Source organism: Roseateles terrae (genome assembly GCF_014192155.1).
Classification (GTDB): domain Bacteria; phylum Pseudomonadota; class Gammaproteobacteria; order Burkholderiales; family Burkholderiaceae_C; genus Roseateles; species Roseateles terrae.
Genome location: NZ_JACHXO010000004.1, coordinates 456,277 through 473,036 on the forward strand (window position 1 = coordinate 456,277; position 16,760 = coordinate 473,036).

Annotated in this window: 14 protein-coding genes and 1 pseudogene; 9 read left to right on the forward strand and 6 right to left on the reverse strand. The window is 66.9% G+C overall.

Annotated features, from left to right (window positions below; genetic code table 11):
- Positions 1 to 350 precede the first annotated feature (350 nt).
- Positions 351 to 875, forward strand: coding sequence for a response regulator (locus FHS28_RS13935; RefSeq protein ID WP_184294834.1), 525 nt, complete (start codon positions 351 to 353; stop codon positions 873 to 875).
- A gap of 3 nt (positions 876 to 878) precedes the next feature.
- On the opposite strand, the gene FHS28_RS23885 is transcribed toward FHS28_RS13935, so the two are convergent.
- Positions 879 to 2,321 carry a sigma 54-interacting transcriptional regulator gene (locus FHS28_RS23885; protein ID WP_088451394.1) on the reverse strand — a complete coding sequence of 481 codons (1,443 nt, stop codon included), beginning with the start codon at positions 2,319 to 2,321 and terminating at the stop codon, positions 879 to 881.
- Positions 2,322 to 2,456: 135 nt separating this feature from the next.
- On the opposite strand from FHS28_RS23885, the gene FHS28_RS13945 reads away from it, so the two are divergent.
- The 5 genes from FHS28_RS13945 to FHS28_RS13965 all read left to right on the forward strand — a co-directional run bounded on the left by FHS28_RS13945 (position 2,457) and on the right by FHS28_RS13965 (position 9,408).
- Positions 2,457 to 3,728: a malonyl-CoA decarboxylase domain-containing protein gene (locus FHS28_RS13945; RefSeq protein ID WP_088451396.1), complete on the forward strand. Its 1,272-nt coding sequence runs from the start codon at positions 2,457 to 2,459 to the stop codon at positions 3,726 to 3,728.
- A 180-nt stretch (positions 3,729 to 3,908) separates the two neighbouring features.
- Positions 3,909 to 4,922 carry a Bug family tripartite tricarboxylate transporter substrate binding protein gene (locus FHS28_RS13950; RefSeq protein WP_088451398.1) on the forward strand — a complete coding sequence of 338 codons (1,014 nt, stop codon included), beginning with the start codon at positions 3,909 to 3,911 and terminating at the stop codon, positions 4,920 to 4,922.
- A 14-nt stretch (positions 4,923 to 4,936) separates the two neighbouring features.
- Positions 4,937 to 6,496 (forward strand): malonate--CoA ligase, encoded by a 1,560-nt coding sequence (locus FHS28_RS13955; protein WP_088451565.1) that lies wholly within the window; start codon positions 4,937 to 4,939, stop codon positions 6,494 to 6,496.
- The gene (locus FHS28_RS13960; protein WP_246410058.1) at positions 6,489 to 6,719 is read left to right on the forward strand and encodes a cysteine-rich CWC family protein; all 231 of its coding nucleotides are present in this window, start codon (positions 6,489 to 6,491) and stop codon (positions 6,717 to 6,719) included. The genes FHS28_RS13955 and FHS28_RS13960 overlap by 8 nt, the downstream gene beginning before the upstream one ends.
- A gap of 58 nt (positions 6,720 to 6,777) precedes the next feature.
- The gene (locus FHS28_RS13965; RefSeq protein WP_088451402.1) at positions 6,778 to 9,408 is read left to right on the forward strand and encodes a sensor domain-containing diguanylate cyclase; all 2,631 of its coding nucleotides are present in this window, start codon (positions 6,778 to 6,780) and stop codon (positions 9,406 to 9,408) included.
- On the opposite strand, the gene FHS28_RS13970 is transcribed toward FHS28_RS13965, so the two are convergent.
- Positions 9,392 to 9,874: a 3'-5' exonuclease gene (locus FHS28_RS13970; RefSeq protein ID WP_246410060.1), complete on the reverse strand. Its 483-nt coding sequence runs from the start codon at positions 9,872 to 9,874 to the stop codon at positions 9,392 to 9,394. The two genes, FHS28_RS13965 and FHS28_RS13970, sit on opposite strands and share 17 nt — an antisense overlap.
- Before the next feature lie 107 nt (positions 9,875 to 9,981).
- Positions 9,982 to 10,944 (reverse strand): VTT domain-containing protein, encoded by a 963-nt coding sequence (locus FHS28_RS13975; RefSeq protein ID WP_088451406.1) that lies wholly within the window; start codon positions 10,942 to 10,944, stop codon positions 9,982 to 9,984.
- Positions 10,945 to 11,161: 217 nt separating this feature from the next.
- On the opposite strand from FHS28_RS13975, the gene FHS28_RS13980 reads away from it, so the two are divergent.
- Positions 11,162 to 12,088 (forward strand): pyridoxal-phosphate dependent enzyme, encoded by a 927-nt coding sequence (locus tag FHS28_RS13980; protein WP_088451408.1) that lies wholly within the window; start codon positions 11,162 to 11,164, stop codon positions 12,086 to 12,088.
- Between the two features lie 86 nt (positions 12,089 to 12,174).
- Positions 12,175 to 13,158, forward strand: a complete 984-nt coding sequence (gene ppk2, locus FHS28_RS13985; RefSeq protein WP_088451410.1) for a polyphosphate kinase 2 — start codon at positions 12,175 to 12,177, stop codon at positions 13,156 to 13,158.
- A gap of 66 nt (positions 13,159 to 13,224) precedes the next feature.
- On the opposite strand, the gene FHS28_RS13990 is transcribed toward ppk2, so the two are convergent.
- Entirely contained in the window at positions 13,225 to 13,437 is a 213-nt protein-coding gene (locus FHS28_RS13990; protein WP_088451412.1) for a hypothetical protein, read from the reverse strand.
- Positions 13,438 to 13,632: 195 nt separating this feature from the next.
- On the opposite strand from FHS28_RS13990, the gene FHS28_RS13995 reads away from it, so the two are divergent.
- Positions 13,633 to 14,229, forward strand: coding sequence for a tetratricopeptide repeat protein (locus tag FHS28_RS13995; protein WP_088451414.1), 597 nt, complete (start codon positions 13,633 to 13,635; stop codon positions 14,227 to 14,229).
- A gap of 68 nt (positions 14,230 to 14,297) precedes the next feature.
- Here FHS28_RS13995 and FHS28_RS14000 read toward each other — a convergent pair whose 3' ends face one another.
- Both FHS28_RS14000 and FHS28_RS14005 read right to left on the reverse strand, forming a co-directional pair.
- Entirely contained in the window at positions 14,298 to 15,122 is an 825-nt protein-coding gene (locus FHS28_RS14000) for a TIGR03915 family putative DNA repair protein (protein WP_310736787.1), read from the reverse strand.
- Positions 15,123 to 15,481: 359 nt separating this feature from the next.
- A pseudogene (locus tag FHS28_RS14005) lies at positions 15,482 to 16,726 on the reverse strand (putative DNA modification/repair radical SAM protein); the annotation flags it as partial.
- Between the last annotated feature and the right edge of the window lie 34 nt (positions 16,727 to 16,760).

Here is a 16,760-nt window from a genome sequence, read left to right on the forward strand (position 1 = left end):
CGGAATTGGCCTTGATCAAGTCGGTGCATCACGTCGCGGATCGCCCGAACTTCCCACATCACGATGACCCCCACCCGCCCTTTGGGGGGATATGGCGGGAGCCCGCCACAGTTCCCGGGGAGGTCCCGTAGCGCAGGCCTGTGGGGTTCACGCATGATTTGGTCATCAATTGAAAGCCGGTGGCGGGTGACGCATGGTCTCGTTACGGTTGTCAAGGCCCGGCAAGGGTGGACTGCGCTGTACTTGCTACTCTTGCACGGCTGAGGCAACAATGAGACCTGCCCGTCATGGCAACTTTGGCGGCACATACCAGGGATTACCCCAAGTCACTACGACGGGGGCGACAACACATGGATAGACAAGACGGCCATCTTTTTCCCGAGACCTCACTGGTCTTGATGGCGTCTGACGCCTCCGCTTCCGCCAGCCCGGCCTCCGGCCCGAGCACGGACGCCAGCACCTCCGGCCAGCGCCCCGAGCCTGGGGAGAGCTTCGTGTTGCTGGTGGAAGACAACCCGATCAACCAGGTGGTGGCGCTGGAGTTCCTGGCGCTGATGGGTCTGAAGACCCAGCTGGCCCGCAATGGTCAGGAAGCGCTGGATCTGTGTGAGCGCGAAGCGCCGAGTCTCGTGCTGATGGACATCCAGATGCCGGGCATGGACGGCCTGGAATGCGCCCGCCGCTTGCGCGAGCAGCAGGCCCAGGGCCGACTGCCGCGTTTCCCCATCCTGGCCCTGACGGCGCACGCGCTGGACAGCGACGTGGCGGACAGCCTCAAGGCCGGCATGGATGAGCACCTGACCAAGCCGCTGGACTTCCTGACCCTGCGGCGCCGCCTGGCGCGTTGGCTGGACCTCCCCCAGCTCAACGACTGATCGTCACTCGGCCCGCCGACCCAGGTCGGGCCAGCGAGCCAGCTTTTCATAGAGCGTCGCCCGCGAGATCGCCAGCAGTCGGGCCGCAGCGACGCGATTGCCTTTGGTGCGACGCAGCGCATTGGCGATGGCTTCGCGTTCGAGCTGCGCCTTGCGGGCGGACAGCGTGGTGGGGGCCTCCGAGTCGTCGGGGTGGTCCGCCCCGAGCGGGGAGGATGACGGTGATGGCAATGCCGATCCCGAGGCGGTCCACGCATCGCCCGACACGCCGCGTGAAGGCCGCAGATCAACAAGGCCCATTGGAAGGTGGTCGGTCGGCGCATGGAACGACGGACCGCGCAGGAGCCCCATACCAGCGGTGGATGAGAGCCCGGCCGGCGTCAGGCCGGTGGCGTTCTGACTCGCGGCAGGGATGCTGTTGCCAAAGCGGTTGACGCTGTAGCCGTCGTTCGCGTTGCCCGCGTTACCCGCGTTGCGCGCTTGGTCCGCACCGGCAGCATCCACCGCCTGGGTCGAGATCCCCCGCGCCTGCGCGCCACCTGCTGCGTCGATATCGGCCTGCCACGGCGAGGCCTCCAGCAGCGGCACCAGATCCGCCGCCGTCAGCACCGGGCTGCTGCCCGCCAGGAACGCCTGCTCCAGCAGGTCCCGCAACTCCCGCACATTGCCGGGCCAGCGACGCCGCTGCAGAGCCGCCAGTGCGGAGGCGCCCAGTGACTTCGGCGGCAACCCGCCGCGCCGCGCCAGGTCCTCCATCACCACTTCCACCAGCGCTTCGATGTCCTCGATCCGGTCCCGCAGTGGAGGTACCCGCAGCGGCAGCACATGCAGCCCGTAATACAGGTCGGCCCGGAACAACCCGCGCTGCACCATCGCTGCCAGGTCCCGCCGGGTGGAGGCAATGAGCCGCACGTTCACCGACTGAGCGGACCAGCCGGAGGACTCGGGCATTTCATGGGAGCGCAGCACATGCAGCAGCTTGGCCTGCAGCGGCAGCGGCAGGTCGCCGATGTCATCCAGAAACAGCGTGCCGCCGTCGGCCAGACGCAGCCGCCCGGGATGAGGTTCCTCGCCTCGACGGGACACCGTCGGCACCGGACCGAACAGTTCCTGATCCAGCAATGCGGCCGGCACGGCAGACACCTTCACCGTCACCATGGGCTGCGCGGCCCGGCGGGAGGCGGCATGAATGGCGTGCGCCAGCAGCGACTTGCCGGTGCCGGGTTCTCCGATCAGCAACACCGGGGCCTCCGCCTGGGCCACACGCCGGGCCTGCCGCTTGACCTCCTGGGCCAGCGGGCTGGTGCCGACGAAGTCGATGATGCGATGCTCCGGCCGGCGCTGCAGTCGCTGCGCCAGCGCCAGTTGACGCCGGGTTTCGTCGAGTTCCGCCTGCAGACAGGCGAGGCGATCCATCACGTCCGGATCCCTGGGCTTCTCGTTCATGGTGTCTCCTGGTGGGCTCAGGACCCACTGCCTCGTGCGGGCAGCTTGTGCGACCAATGTAGCAGTGTGGGCGATTGCCGGCCTTCGGGTTAGGGAGCAGCCACAGACGTCCCAAATCGCTCTATAAACCGCGCCATGGTTGGATCGTGGACTTCCTCTCGCGCGACGCGTCAATGGCTGGTGGCGGCGCGACAGTTGCTGTCCGAACGAGGGCAGGCCAACAGCCTGGTCCAGGCCCGCACGCTGATGACTCGCATGCGGGACCTGCCGGATGATGCGTGGCCCGCGGTCTTCGACCGCCTCGCGGCGGATTTCAATCCCGACCCCGCCGCCGTTCTGTCCGCCGCCCAGGACTACGCCGTGCGCCCCGATGCCGAAGCCCTGCTGACCCTGACGCGGGTCAGTGAACCGCCCCGCCAGGAGCTGTTTCGCCGGCTCAACCGCGCGCCGGGCGGCACCGGGCAGCTGGTGCGCATGCGCCGGCGGCTGCTCGATGGGCTCAAGACCCACCCGGACTGGCGCATGGTGGATGCGGACCTGCAGCATCTGCTGTCGTCCTGGTTCAATCCGGGCTTTTTGGAGATGCGGCAGGTGGACTGGCATTCACCGGCGCATCTGCTAGAGCAGATCATCCACCACGAGGCGGTACATGCCATTGATGGCTGGGACGACCTGCGCCGCCGGCTGTTGCCCGACCGGCGGCTGTTTGCCTTCTTCCATCCGCAACTGCCGCAGGAACCGCTGATCTTTGTGGAAGTGGCCCTGCTGCCGGACATGCCGGAGGCCATTGCACCGCTGATCGAAAAACGCGCCGATCCGATGCCGCCCAGCAGCTACCGCACCGCCGTGTTCTATTCCATCAGCAATTGCGAGCCGGGACTGCGCGGCGTGTCGCTGGGTAATTTCCTCATCAAGCATGTGGCCGAACATCTTCAGCGGGAACTGCCGAAGATCAAGCGCTTCTGCACCCTCTCGCCCATTCCCGGATTTGCGGCCTGGCTGCATGCAGGGCCGGACCTGGCTTCGCTGCCCGGACTCAAGAAGCCGCAGATCGAGCGCGCCACCGAAGCGCTGGCCCGGGTGCGGCAGCACAGCAGTGCCGAGCTGGCCAGCCCGTCCGCGCTGACGAATGCTGCATTGCAAACCGACCTCAAGGCTCTGGCCGCGGCCTATCTCATCGGACAGACGCCGCTCCATGGCGGCGATCCGGTGGCCCGCTTCCATCTGGACAACGGTGCCCGACTGGAGCGTCTCAATACGGCGGGGGACCGATCGGTCAAAGGGATGAAACAGTCCCATGGTCTGATGGTCAACTACCTCTACGACCTGGACCGCATCGAGTCCCATCACGAGGACTTCACCCGGGGTGAGATCGCCAGTTCGCGGGCGGTCAACGCCTGCCTCTGACCGCTCGCGCACGACCCGCCCTGCCCGACTGCTTCATTCGCTTCATTCGCTTCATTCGCTTCATCCGCATTGTTCCGCCTCCTCCCCAGGCCCCCATCCGGTTCCATCCCGCTTCCTGATCCTTTTCCCTCTGCCTCTTTGCGCGAACTCCGCGCCCTATGACAACAACGGAGATATGTCATGACTGAAGATCAAGCCCGTTCACGCCGTCAGGTCCTGCGTCAGGCCGCCGGCACCTCCCTGGGCCTGCTGGCCGGGTCGGCGGGCTTTCCCGGCCTCGCCCGGGCCGAAGCCGGCTGGCCCCACAAGCCGGTCACCTGGGTGGTGCCCTTCCCCGCCGGTGGCGGCACCGACACCTTTGCGCGTCCGCTCTGCGCCATGCTGACCAAGCAGACGGGCCGGCAGTTCATCATCGACAACAAGGGCGGCGCAGGCGGCACGGTCGGCGCGACCATGGCTGCCAGGGCCGCGCCGGATGGCTACAACTTCTTCATGGGCGCGGTGCACCATGCGATTGCGCCGGCGATGTATCCCAAGCTGGACTACCGGCTGGAGGAAGACTTCGTGCCGGTGGCGCTGCTGTCCAGCGTGCCGCAGGTCATCGTGGTGAATCCGTCCAAGGTCCCGGTGAAGGATGTCGCCGGGCTGCTCGACCTGCTGCGCAAGAATCCCGGCAAGCTGAACTACGGCTCTGCGGGCAATGGCACCTCGCACCACCTCGCGGGCGAGCTCTTCAAGATCCAGACCAAGACCTTCATCACCCACATCCCTTACCGCGGTGCGGGTCCTGCGCTGCAAGACCTGATCGCGGGCCAGGTGGACCTGATGTTCGACGGCCTCGCCTCCTCCGCCACCCACATCAAGAGCGGCCGCATCAAGGCCCTGGCCGTGGGCGCGGCCAAGCGGGCACCGGGTTTCCCGGAGATCCCGTCCGCCGTTGAGGCCGGCATTCCCAATTACCAGGTCGCCACCTGGTATGGCCTCTGGGCACCCAAGGGCACGCCCAAGGAAGTGATTGCCGCGATGCAGGCAGAGCTGAAGAAGGCCTTTGCCACTGAGGAATTGCGCGCCACCTGGAACGGCCTGGGCACGGAGACACCCAACATGTACGGGGACGCCTTCGGCAAGTTCGTTCATGGAGAAATCGTCCGCTGGGCCGAGGTGGTCAAGACCAGCGGAGCGAAGCTGGACTGAGGACAATGCAGGTCATGAGCACTTCTTCCGCCTCCCTTCGCAGCGCCAACCTGTTCGAGGCCCTGCGCGCATCCTTCCCGGCCGACCTCAACCGCTGGGCCATCGAATGCGCCGACGGCCCGGATGCCGGCCAGCGCTACACCTGGCGAGACCTGGACCGGGCCACCGCCATGATGGCCAACCTGCTGGCCTCGCTGGACCTGCCGCCAGCCAGCCGCATCGCCGTGCAGGTGGACAAGAGCGTGGAAGCGCTCATGCTCTACCTGGCGGTGCTGCGCGCCGGGCATGTCTACCTGCCGCTCAACAATGCCTATCAGGCTGCGGAGCTGGAATATTTCATCGGCAACGCCGAGCCGGCGGTGGTGGTCTGTGCGGGCAAGAACTTCGGCTGGGTGAGCAAGCTGGCCTTCCAGTCCGGCGTGCCCTGGGTCTTCAGTCTCAATGACGACCGCACCGGCACCTTGCTGGATCGAGCGTTGCAGATGAGCGACGTGTTCGAGACGGTGCCGCGCCAGCCTGATGACCTGGCCGCCATCCTCTACACCAGCGGCACCACCGGGCGCAGCAAGGGCGCGATGCTCAGTCATGCCAACCTGCTCTCCAATGCGAAGGTGCTGCATGAGCAGTGGGGCTGGAGCGCGGACGATGTGCTGATCCACGCCCTGCCGATCTTCCACGTGCACGGCCTCTTCGTTGCGTCCCACGGGGCGCTGCTGGCAGGTGCGCGCATGCTGTGGTTCAACCGGTTTGATCCGGCCGCGGTGGTGGCCCGCCTGCGCGAAGCCACCATGTTCATGGGGGTGCCCACGCTGTATGTCCGTCTGCTGGAGCAGCCCGGCCTGACGAAGGACGCCTGCAGCCGCATGCGGCTCTTCATCAGCGGCTCGGCACCGCTGCTCATCGACACCTTCCAGGCCTGGCAGCAACGCACCGGCCACACCATCCTGGAGCGTTACGGCATGAGCGAAACCGTGATGCTCACCTCCAATCCCTACCGCCCGGCCGATGGCGACCGCAAGGGCGGCACCGTGGGGCGTCCGTTGCCGGGCGTGGGTCTGCGCATCCTGGACGATGCGGGCAAGGCTTGTGAAGCGGAGGCCATCGGCCACATCCAGGTGAAAGGGCCCAACGTCTTTGGCGGCTACTGGCGCATGCCGGAAAAAACCCGCGAGGAATTCACCGAAGACGGCTGGTTCAAGACGGGAGATGTGGGCCGGGCGGATGCCCAGGGCTATGTGACCATCGTCGGCCGGAGCAAGGACCTGATCATCTCCGGCGGCTACAACGTCTATCCGGCCGAGGTGGAAGGCTGGCTCAACGAACTGCCGGGGGTTCTGGAATCCGCGGTCATCGGCGTGCCGCATCCCGACTTCGGTGAAGGCGTCATCGCGGTGGTGGTGCCCCGGCCCGGCGCGCAGCTGGAGGGCGAAGTGCTGATCGCCGCGCTGAAGGACCGCATCGCCAACTTCAAGGTGCCCAAGCACATCTTCATCGAGCCCGAACTGCCGCGCAATGCGATGGGCAAGGTGCAGAAGAACGTGCTGCGGGAGCAGCGGGGCAAGACCTTTGGCTGAAGCCCCTGCGGATCTGGCGCTGGACAACAGCGCCTGCCCGCGCTGCGGCGGCGGTTTCCATTGTGGCGTTCAGGATGGCCACTGCGCCTGCTTCGACCTGCGGCTGACCGCGGAGATGCAGGCGCAACTGGCCCGGGACTTTCCGGGGCAGTGCCTCTGCCTGCGCTGCCTGGCGACGCTGGCTGCTTCGGAGAGCCTTGCGGGGCCGACCGAGAAAAAGTGAACGTCCCACCCCGGTGAACGGGCTATGACGGGACCGTGCGGGCGCGGAGAATCGCCGCATGTCCACTCCCGCGCTTCCCCGGTCCCCTGAGACCGCCCCTCTGGCCCAGCGTCTGCTGGTCCTGGGGCCGTTCCTGTCCCTCGGGCTGGTGCTGGTGGTGCTGTGGAGTCTGGTCGGCTGGTTCTCCCTCCTCTATCCGCGCTCACTCATCCAGGAGGTGCAGGCGGAACTGCAGAACACGGCCGACAACGCGGCGGGTGAGACCGACGCACTGCTGCGTGAGGCCGAAGGCAACCTGCGCGCCATGGACCTGCTGCTGCTCACGCGGCGCACCAAGGAAGAAGGCCGCGACGCCACCGTCAGCCTGCTGGCCGACACACTGCGCGAGGGGTCGCGCGGCGTCACCGACTTCATGCTGGCCCACACCGATGGCCGGCTCTGGCGCATCCCCACAGGCGACACGCCGCTGGTGGAGCTGGGCCCTGGCAGCTTCCTGGACGAATTAAAGGATGCCCGCACGCAGTCGGCCATCGTCGGACCGCCGCTGAGCCTGCGCCCGGGCGGCCGGATGGTGCTGCCGGTCTCGACGCGCCTGAGCGGAGATCGTGGCAACTTCCAGGTGGCCGTTGCGCTGATCGACCTGGATACCCTGCTCAAGCTCTACCGTGCCCGCCTCCAGCGGCCAGGCCAGGCCGTCTTCCTGCAGCGCCAGGACGGCATGGCGCTGGCCCGCATGCCGGAGCTTCCGGACCTGCTGGGCCGCAACGTCAGCCAGGACCGCCCCGACCGCCAGATGCCGGCCAGCGCGCCGCCCGCCGGGCATTTCGAGATCGGCGATGCGTCGCTGGACGGCAAGGAGCGGGTCGTTGCCTATCAGACGCTGCGGAGTTTTCCGCTGCGGGTGTTTGTCTCGCTGGAAGAAGACCGGGTGCTCGGCGGCTATCTGGCGCAGCGTCGGGCGGTGCTGGCTTTCTCACTGCTGGTGAGCCTGACAGCCATCGGTCTCATGCTCTGGTTCACCCGCGTGCAGCGGCGCGCCCGGATGGCCGAAGCCGAGCGCCAGGCCACGGCGGACGCCTCCCCGATGGGCCTGTTCCGCGCGGCCCTCGATGGCCGCACCGTCTATGCCAACGAAACCTATCTGCAGCTGATGGAGATTGACGCCTCGGGCCTGGCCTGGGGCTGGCTGGACCGGCTGCCGGAGGCGGAGCGGGACCGTGCGCGGCAGGAATGGCTCACCCGCGTGGCCGCCGGCGAATCCATGGACCGCCTGAGAAAGATCCGCCGCTCGGACGGCACCGAAGTGGTGCTGGCGGTACGCACCCGGCCGATGCGGCTGCAGGGACGCATCGTGGCGTATGTCGGCACGGTGCTGGATGTGACCGAGCCGGTGCGGCAGCAGGAAGCGGCCCGGATGCTCAGCGCCATCATCGACAGCTCGCCCGACTACATCGTGCAGACCTCGGCGGATGGCCGGATCGTCTACCTGAACCCCGCCGTGCGGCGCCGGCTGGGCATGGACCTGGACACGCCGCCGCCGGATCTGCATCAGCACCAGTTCTTCGTGGACGGCGGGGTGCAGCGTTTCCGGACGGAGATCCTGCCTGCTGTGTTGAACGAGGGCCACTGGCATGGCCGCTGGGCGGTGCGCATGCGCTCGGGCGGGGAACTGCCGGTGGACTGCACCCTCATCCTGCATCGCGACGAGCACCACACCGTCCGCAATTTCTCGTGGATGCTGCGGGACATCACCGATGAGCTGGCGGTGGAGCGGGAACGCGAGCGCAGCCAGGCGGTGATGAGCGCGCTGGCCCACAGCAGCACGGTGGAAGTGCTGGCGGTGGACACCGAACAGCGGGTGATCTTCTGCAACCGCACGATGGAGCAGAACCTGGGCCTGGCGCCGCGCGCCTGGGAAGGGAAGACGGCGGCACAGTTGCTGGGCGAGCGGCTTTATGCGCTGGCGCGTCCCGCGATGGAGCGGGCGCTGCGGGGGGAGTCCAGCGTCGACGAATGGCGGGGCGACGACACCGACAACCGTGCGCCGCCGCGTTACTTTGAGGTGAGTTATGCGCCGTTGATGGGCGACAACGGCCAGCCCATCGGGGCCTATGGCGTGGGCCGCGACATCACGGACACGAAGGAAGAGCAGATGCGGCTGCTCAAGGCCTCCAACACCGATGCATTGACGGAGCTGCTCAATCGGGTCGGTTTCTCCAGTCAGGTGGAGACCGCGCTGCAACGCGCCCGTGACCGCGGTGAGCTGGTGGCCCTGCTCTACCTCGACCTGGACCGGTTCAAGCCGGTGAACGACCAATACGGTCATCCGGTGGGTGACGCGCTGCTCAAGGCGGTGGCGGGCCGTCTGCGCCGCGCCTTGCGGCCGCAGGATCTGGTGGCCCGTTTGGGTGGGGACGAATTTGCCGTCTACCTGCATTACGTCGCCAAGGTGGAAGACGCTCAGGTGGTGGCGGACAAACTGGTCCATGCGCTCAGCCTGCCGTTCCGCATCGGTGCTCTGGAGCTGCACATCGGCACCAGCGTGGGATTCTGCGTGCAGTGGGCGCAGCAGGCGGAGATGAACGCACTGGTCGCACAGGCCGACGAGCAGCTCTATCGGGCGAAGCGGGCCGGTCGCGGTCAGGCCTGCGGGAGCGTGTGCGCGGTGGGTGTCAAGCCGGCTGCTTGACCCGCATCAGCGTCATTTGCAGCAATTTCGCGTCCGCGCTGGCGCGATGGCGGCGCAGTTGCACCTCGGTGCGGATCTGCTGCTTGAGCGCGCCGAAGCGGCTGGCTTCGTCCTCACTGAGCAGCCGCCGCAGATCTTCCAGCTTGAAGGCGGGTTGCAGGTCGACGCTGTCGTACAGCTTGGCCAGCCAGCTGTAGTCGTAGGCCCAGCTGTCGCTGTAGACCGTCTGGCCGGCGAGGCGGCGATTCATCTCCTGCGCCACCCAGTCCCGCGGGCGACCATGGCGCAGCAGCACATCGCGGGAGATGCCGTGCAGTGCTTCGGCCTCCCCATCCCAATGCGCCCAGTCGGGGGCCGGCTGGATCAGTGAGCAGAACGGCAGGCCGCGCCCTTCCACGAAGCCGATCTCGATCGGGTAGCTACCGCGGCCGAAGCCGGAGGCTTCCAGATCCAGGATGGTGGGCATGCACTGCATGACCCCCAGTATGCAAGGGGCGGGCCAGCCTGGGCGTGCATGGCCTCCTTGAAACGAGGGACGTCGGGGCGGCGCGGCAGTGGAGAAGCCGTGGAGGGTCAGGCGAGGGATTCGGTGGCCGGCGGTGCCGCAGCAGCGCGGCGACGCTCGATCACCTCCCACGCATCCAGGCCCCCTTCCAGCGCCAGGACCCGGGCATGGCCCCGCTCCAGCAACTGGCGGGCCCCCGTGACCGCGGAAATCTCGTTGGGGCAGTTGCAATAGAGCACCAGCAGGCGGTCCTTGGGCAGCTGATCGGCCTGAGACGGCAGCTTTGCCAGTGGGATATGCAGCGCCTGCGGCAGGCTGCGGGGATCGGCGGCACGGCCGGTGTCGCTGCGCACGTCGATGAACACGGGGGTCATGTCCTGATCCAGCAGCGCCGCGGCGTCTTCAACGCTGATGCGTTCCACCTCGCCTTGCTGGCGTGCCATGGTGTGACGGCGCCACCAGCGCCAGGCCACCACCACCGCCAGCAGCAGGCCCAGCGTGATCAGCGCCCATTTGCCGGCGTTGGCCAGCACGTCGAGCACGTCCTGGATCTGATCGCTGAAGACCAGGCCCAGGCCGAGGAAACACAGGGTCCACACCAGGCCGGCCACCGCGTCATAAGCGATGAAGCGACGCCAGCCCATGCCCAGCGCGCCGGCCATCGGGGCGGCAACGACGGAGATGCCGGGCAGGAATTTGGCGGCCAGCAGCGAGCTTCCCCCCCAGCGGGCGATCAGGCTTTCGCTCTGGCGCACGCACACGTCCGGGGACAGCGACACCCGGCACAGCAGGCGCAGCACCCGATGGCCATGCACCCGGCCGGCCACGAACCAGAGCGCGTCCCCCAGCACATTCGCCAGCACGGCCGCCACGACCAGGCTCGGCCCGGACAGGCGCCCGGCGGCCGCGAGACCGCCGGCCACCACCAGCAACGGCGCGGCGGGCAAGGGCGCCCCGATCCGCGCCGCCAGCGTCACCAGGAAGATGAGCAGGAAGTCGTGCTGGATCAGCAGTTCGATGAGGGCGCGCATGGGCGTGATTGTCGCGGCAGACGGACAAACCCGTCGTGCGTGGGGCGATCGCGGAGCGTTGCGCCGGCGCGACCTGCGGAGGCGGGCCTCTCCCTTTCGGGGGTCGCGTCGCACGGCTCTCGCAGACTTGCGGATACACCCGGGCCCTGACGCTGGGGAGGCGCACTCGGGGTCCCGTGGCACACTGGGTCTTCCCTCCACCTCCGATGTCACCGCCGTGCCTCTCCATGCTGCCACCCCGCTGATCGAGTCCCTGGGCCTGAAGGGGGCAAGTGCCACCCGCATCCACCTGAAGATGGAGTCGATGCAGGTGCCCGGCTCCTTCAAGATCCGCGGCGTGGGCCACGCCTGCGAGACCTACGCCCGGGGCGGTGCGCGGCGCTTCATCAGTTCCAGCGGCGGCAATGCGGGGCTGGCGGTGGCGTATGCCGGGCAACGGCTCGGGCTGCCCGTGCTGGTGGTCGTGCCCGAAACGACGACCGAGCGTGCGAAGTCCCTGCTCGCCTTGTTCGGGGCCGAAGTGCGAGTGCACGGCCGCAGCTGGCAGGAGGCCAATGAGCTGGCCATGAGCCTGATGACGCCGGATGCGGCGTTCGTTCACCCGTTCGACGATCCGCTGCTGTGGGACGGCCATGCCAGCATGATCGACGAGGTGGTCGCCACCGGTCTGCGGCCTGACGTGGTGGTGGTGGCGGTCGGCGGCGGTGGACTGCTGTCGGGTGTCATGGCAGGGCTGGTGCGGCACGGTCTGGCGGACATTCCGGTGCTGGCCGCGGAGACGACCGGCGCGGCTTCGTTGAAGGCGGCGATGGAGGCCGGCGAGCCGGTGAGCCTTCCGGCGATCCACAGCATTGCCACCTCCCTGGGCGCGAAGCGGGTGGCGGACCATGCGGTGGCGCTGACTCAGACGCATGACATCCGCAGCGCGGTGGTGTCCGACACGCAGGCGGTGCAGGCCTGCCTGCGCTTCCTGGACGATCACCGCGTGCTGGTCGAGCCCGCCTGCGGCGCGGCGCTGGCGGTGGTTTACGACCATCCGGAGCGGCTGGCGCCTTTCAAGAATGCGCTGGTCATCGTCTGCGGCGGCGCGACGGCGACGCTGGCGCAGTTGCAGCAGTGGAGCCGGGAGCTGCCGCCGGCGTGAGGGTGGCGGCAGTGGCATGACGCTTCACCAAACCGTCATCGCTGCCCATAATCATCCGCCTCTCCACCTCTTTAGCAAGGCAGGCCATGACCGGTCGCTCCCCGAAGGACTCCACCGACCCGACTTCCGCGGACGACTCCACCCCGGCCCCGCGGCGGCCCGCCGAGGACCCGCAGGATCTGATCGCCCGCATCCGACGGGACCTGCTCGACGGGTATGACGAAGAGCTGGAACTGGAGATCGAAGACCGGGCCGTGGACGAGGCCCTGCTGTCCCTGGATGACCATGGTGACGAGCAAAGCGATCGCCTCTCCTACTTCAAGCATCTCTTCCGCCTGCAGCGCGAACTGGTCAAGTTGCAGGACTGGGTGCAGCACACCGGCGAGAAGGTCGTCATCCTCTTCGAAGGCCGCGATGCCGCCGGCAAAGGCGGCGCCATCAAACGCATCACCCAGCGCCTGAATCCACGGGTCTGCCGTGTGGTGGCGCTGCCTGCGCCCAACGACCGTGAGCGCACCCAGTGGTACTTTCAGCGTTACGTCCCGCATCTGCCCGCCGCCGGAGAAATCATTCTCTTTGACCGCAGCTGGTACAACCGCGCGGGCGTGGAACGCGTCATGGGCTTTTGCACCGAAGACGAGGTGGAAGAGTTCTTCCGCTCGGTGCCCGAATTCGAGCGCATGCTGGTGCGGTCGGGCATCCGGCTGATCAAGTACTGGTTCTCCATCAGCGATGAAGAACAGCATCTGCGCTTCCTCGGGCGCATCCACGATCCGCTCAAGCAGTGGAAGCTGTCACCGATGGATCTGGAGTCCCGGCGTCGCTGGGAGGACTACACCCGCGCCAAGGAGATGATGCTCGAGCGCACCCACATCCCGGAAGCACCCTGGTGGGTGGTGGCGGCGGACGACAAGAAGCGCGCCCGCCTCAATTGCATCCAGCACCTGCTGGATCACTTCAACTATCAGGAAGTGCAGCGCCAGGAAGTGCGCCTGCCGGAGCGCGAGCGGCATGCGGACTACTCACGGCAGCCAGTGCCGACCGAGATGTTTGTGCCGGAACGATTCTGAGCGCCCCCTCGGCGGGGCGACCAGGTCAGGTGTCGCCAAGGCGCCTGACGTCATCGCCTCAGTCCCTCAAGCCCGCGCCTCCAGCGCCATCTGCCGCTCCAGCACCGCACTGAGCAGACGGGCCGCACCGGCGCCATGGTCCAGGCCCGTGCGGGTCAGCGCCGCCTTCAGTTCATCCAGCAGCGATTGCGCCGCACAGTGCTGGATCATGGTGATGGCGCCGTCGAAGTCGCCGTTCTCCACGTGGGCGATGACTTGGGTGCTCCAGTTCTTGTCCATGTTTGCTTCGCTTTCTTTGGAAGGGCCGGTCCGCACGCTGCGGTGAAGGCCACAGAGGATCTTAGGCGCGTGGTAGGGCAAGGGGCGTGCCCCTGGACAAACTTCCTCTTGTCCTACAAGACAACGCCGCATCGGCTGGCATCCCCAGGCTCTGCCGCCAGATACCGTTGATGGCAATTCGACACCAACGCCATCATGAACGCTCAAGCCCTCGCCCACACCCCTTCCCTGACTTCGCCGTCTGCCGCCAATGAGGCCGCTTCCGCCGATGCCGGAATCGCGGGTCAGGTGCTGATGTCGCTGTGTTTTCGCGCCGAGGACGTGCAGGCGATGAGCCTGGCGCGTCGTTGGACCGCCGCCGCAATGGACGAGCTGAACGACCTCGCGCGACTGACCGACCCGCTGAATGACGAGGCAGCAGAAGCGTCGCTGCGTCAGGCGATTGCCGAGAATCCCTGTGAAGTCCGGGCCTTTGCCGACCTGACCGAGTTGCTCAGCCGACAAGGCCGCCACGAAGACGCGCTGGAAGTCGTGGATCAGGCCCTCGGCTGGTGCAGTGATGTCGCCCTGCTGCAATTGCAAGCGGGCCGGGTGTTGTCGGCCGCAGGCCGCAGTGTCCAGGCGTTGAGTGCCTATCAGCGGGCCCTCGCACTGGATGCGACGCTGGCCGATGCCCATTACGAGCTGGGCCTGCTGTATGAAGACATGGGCGAGCCCCGCCTGTCCGCCCGCCACTTCCGCGCCTACAGCCGTGTGACGCAGCAGCCCACGCAGCAGGTGACGGTGAACTGAACGCCGCGAGAGCCTTCGGGCGAGACACACGAAGCGGGCCTCGGCCCGCTTTTTGTTTTATCTGCCGGTCAATCGCCGCTTCGATCCACGGGACGCATGGGCCGGATCTTGCGAGGCTCTGTGGCCCCGGAGGCCAACATGCCCGCCACCCGTTCATTGGCTTGGGCAATCAAAGGCTCAATGAGCGTGGCCTCCGGCAGATTCGCCCAGTAGCGCCGCGGCATTTCCTTCTCCATCATCGATACCTTGAGACGCGCCGGATTAAAGATGCTGCGGTAATAGGTCAGCCACAGTTCGGCGCCCGCATCCATGGGCGGCACGTCTTCCCGCCGCCCGGCCGCGCCGGTCGTCAACGCCTGTCCGTCCCAGGAGAGGGTGCAGCGCGGCGTCAGAATGGCCCAGCGCATGTTGGCGAAGCGGCGGGCAAAGAACGGCGCCGCGGCTTCTTCAATGAAATGATCCGGTTCAAACCAGGCCAGGTATTGCTCGCCCTGCTCATCCTCCACCGGAAAGAACCGCACGAACGCATGCATCTTGTGGATGGCCCGGCGCACTTCGCGTGCCATCTGCTCCGCGCGACGACGCTCGGGATCCAGCGTGTCCATCCACATCGACGGCGATTCCTTCAGGCGGAACAGCAGCCGGTACATCAGTGCGAAGCGCTGCGGATCACTGTGCAGCAGAGCCGAATCACACAGGCGCACAAAGCCGGCGGAGACCGTGAAGCGGGCTGAGGACGCCACTTCGGCAGGCGCATCGGACGGTGCCGCGCTGAAGAGGTCGTCCGGCTCTTCGTGCGTGCTCCAGACCACGTCGTCGGGATGCACATTTGCGGCAGCCAGCATGCGGGCCTGCTGGCGGAAGCCGCTCACATCGGCCGGGCCGCTCAACACGACGCGTCTCATGCGAACAGCCCCAATTGAACAGGTGTCGCCACGACCGCGGGCGTGAAGGGTGTCGCTCGGGTGAGCGCTGGTGAGCGCTCGGCCCCGAGGATGCCGAGCGTCTGGGTCGCCTCAGGAATCGCAGCGGACACGGAGGCTTTTGAATCGCCCGCAGAGGGTGCCTCATCGGCATTCGCCGGCGCACTGGCGGCGGCGGATGCCAAACTGTCATGCAACAAAGCGCCGGCCGACGGCATGTCGAGCGTGAGCACCTCGCCGTCCGCTCCAAAAAGTGTGCCGGATCCTAGAGCCGGGCTCCGTCCCAAGGCACTGGCGCTGGCGTTGGCCCCGGTGCCGTTGTCTGCGGACTTCGGCGCCATCCACTGGCGCAGCAGATATTCACCCACCTCGCGCCGCGGACGATGCCCGTCCACTTCAACAAACGGCAGCACCTTACGAACGGCCACCTTCATCTGCTGAAGGTCCTCGGCACGGATGCGCCGCAGCCGCCGCGCCTGCAGCAGCTTGCCGACCGACTCCACACCCAGCCCCGGCACGCGCAGCAGCAGTTCCTTCGGCGCCAGATTCAGATCCACCGGAAACCGCTCCGGATGCGCCAGCGCCCAGGCCAGCTTGGGGTCGACATCCAGGCGCAGCAGGCCCGAGCCATCGTCCACGATTTCCTCGTGCCCGAAGCCGTAGAACCGCATCAGCCAGTCGGCCTGGTAGAGCCGATGCTCCCGCACCAGCGGCGGCGATTGCAAGGGCAGCGCCCGCGACGCATCCGGAATTGGGCTGAATGCCGAGTAATAGACCCGACGCATCCGGAAAGCGTTGTAGAGCAGCGAACTGCTGCGAAGGATGCTGCGGTCATCACTGCCGTCCGCGCCGACGATCATCTGGGTGCTCTGCCCGGCAGGCGCAAAGCGAGGCGGCTTCGCCGGCCGCGTGGCCGCACCGGGGATCATGCGGATCGGCTTGGCCGCCGCGGACTTGCGCGCCTCCTTCGCATCATCGATATGCAGCTTCAGCCGCCCCATGGAGCGACGGATGGCCACGCCATCCTTCTCCGGGGCCAGGGTTTGCAGGCCCTGCTCGGTCGGCAGTTCGACATTGATGCTCAACCGGTCCGCATAACGGCCAGCACGCTTCAAAAGCTCTTCACTGGCATCGGGGATCGTCTTGAGATGGATGTAGCCGCGGAAGTCATGCTCTTCGCGCAGCACCCGCGCCACCTCCACCACCTGCTCCATCGTGTAGTCGGGGCTCTTGACGATGCCGCTGCTGAGGAACAGTCCTTCGATGTAGTTGCGCCGATAGAAGTCCAGGGTGAGCGCCACCACTTCATCGACCCGGAAGCGGGCCCGCGGCACATTGCTGGACGCGCGGTTCACGCAATAGAGGCAGTCGTACTGACAGTGATTGGTCAGCAGGATCTTCAGCAGCGAAATGCAGCGGCCATCGGGTGCGTAGCTGTGGCAGATGCCCATGCCTTCGGTCGAACCGATGCCTTTACCCTTGGAGGAATCGCGTTTGTCCGTGCCGCTGGAGGCGCAGGAGGCGTCGTATTTGGCGGCGTCGGCCAGGATGGCCAGCTTGCGGTTGATGTCCATGATGCTTCTGCAAAACTGCTGGATGAATATACAG

Bases quoted from the DNA above. Each gene is read 5' to 3' on its own strand.
- FHS28_RS13970 (WP_246410060.1), bottom strand. From the start codon at position 9,874: ATGCCCACCATCCTGGATCTGGAAGCCTCCGGCTTCGGCCGCGGTAGC.
- FHS28_RS13975 (WP_088451406.1), bottom strand. From the start codon at position 10,944: ATGCGCGCCCTCATCGAACTGCTGATCCAGCACGACTTCCTGCTCATC.
- FHS28_RS13995 (WP_088451414.1), top strand. From the start codon at position 13,633: ATGAACGCTCAAGCCCTCGCCCACACCCCTTCCCTGACTTCGCCGTCT.
- FHS28_RS13950 (WP_088451398.1), top strand. From the start codon at position 3,909: ATGACTGAAGATCAAGCCCGTTCACGCCGTCAGGTCCTGCGTCAGGCC.
- FHS28_RS13935 (WP_184294834.1), top strand. From the start codon at position 351: ATGGATAGACAAGACGGCCATCTTTTTCCCGAGACCTCACTGGTCTTG.
- ppk2 (WP_088451410.1), top strand. From the start codon at position 12,175: ATGACCGGTCGCTCCCCGAAGGACTCCACCGACCCGACTTCCGCGGAC.
- FHS28_RS13945 (WP_088451396.1), top strand. From the start codon at position 2,457: ATGGTTGGATCGTGGACTTCCTCTCGCGCGACGCGTCAATGGCTGGTG.
- FHS28_RS13965 (WP_088451402.1), top strand. From the start codon at position 6,778: ATGTCCACTCCCGCGCTTCCCCGGTCCCCTGAGACCGCCCCTCTGGCC.
- FHS28_RS13990 (WP_088451412.1), bottom strand. From the start codon at position 13,437: ATGGACAAGAACTGGAGCACCCAAGTCATCGCCCACGTGGAGAACGGC.
- FHS28_RS23885 (WP_088451394.1), bottom strand. From the start codon at position 2,321: ATGAACGAGAAGCCCAGGGATCCGGACGTGATGGATCGCCTCGCCTGT.
- FHS28_RS13955 (WP_088451565.1), top strand. From the start codon at position 4,937: ATGAGCACTTCTTCCGCCTCCCTTCGCAGCGCCAACCTGTTCGAGGCC.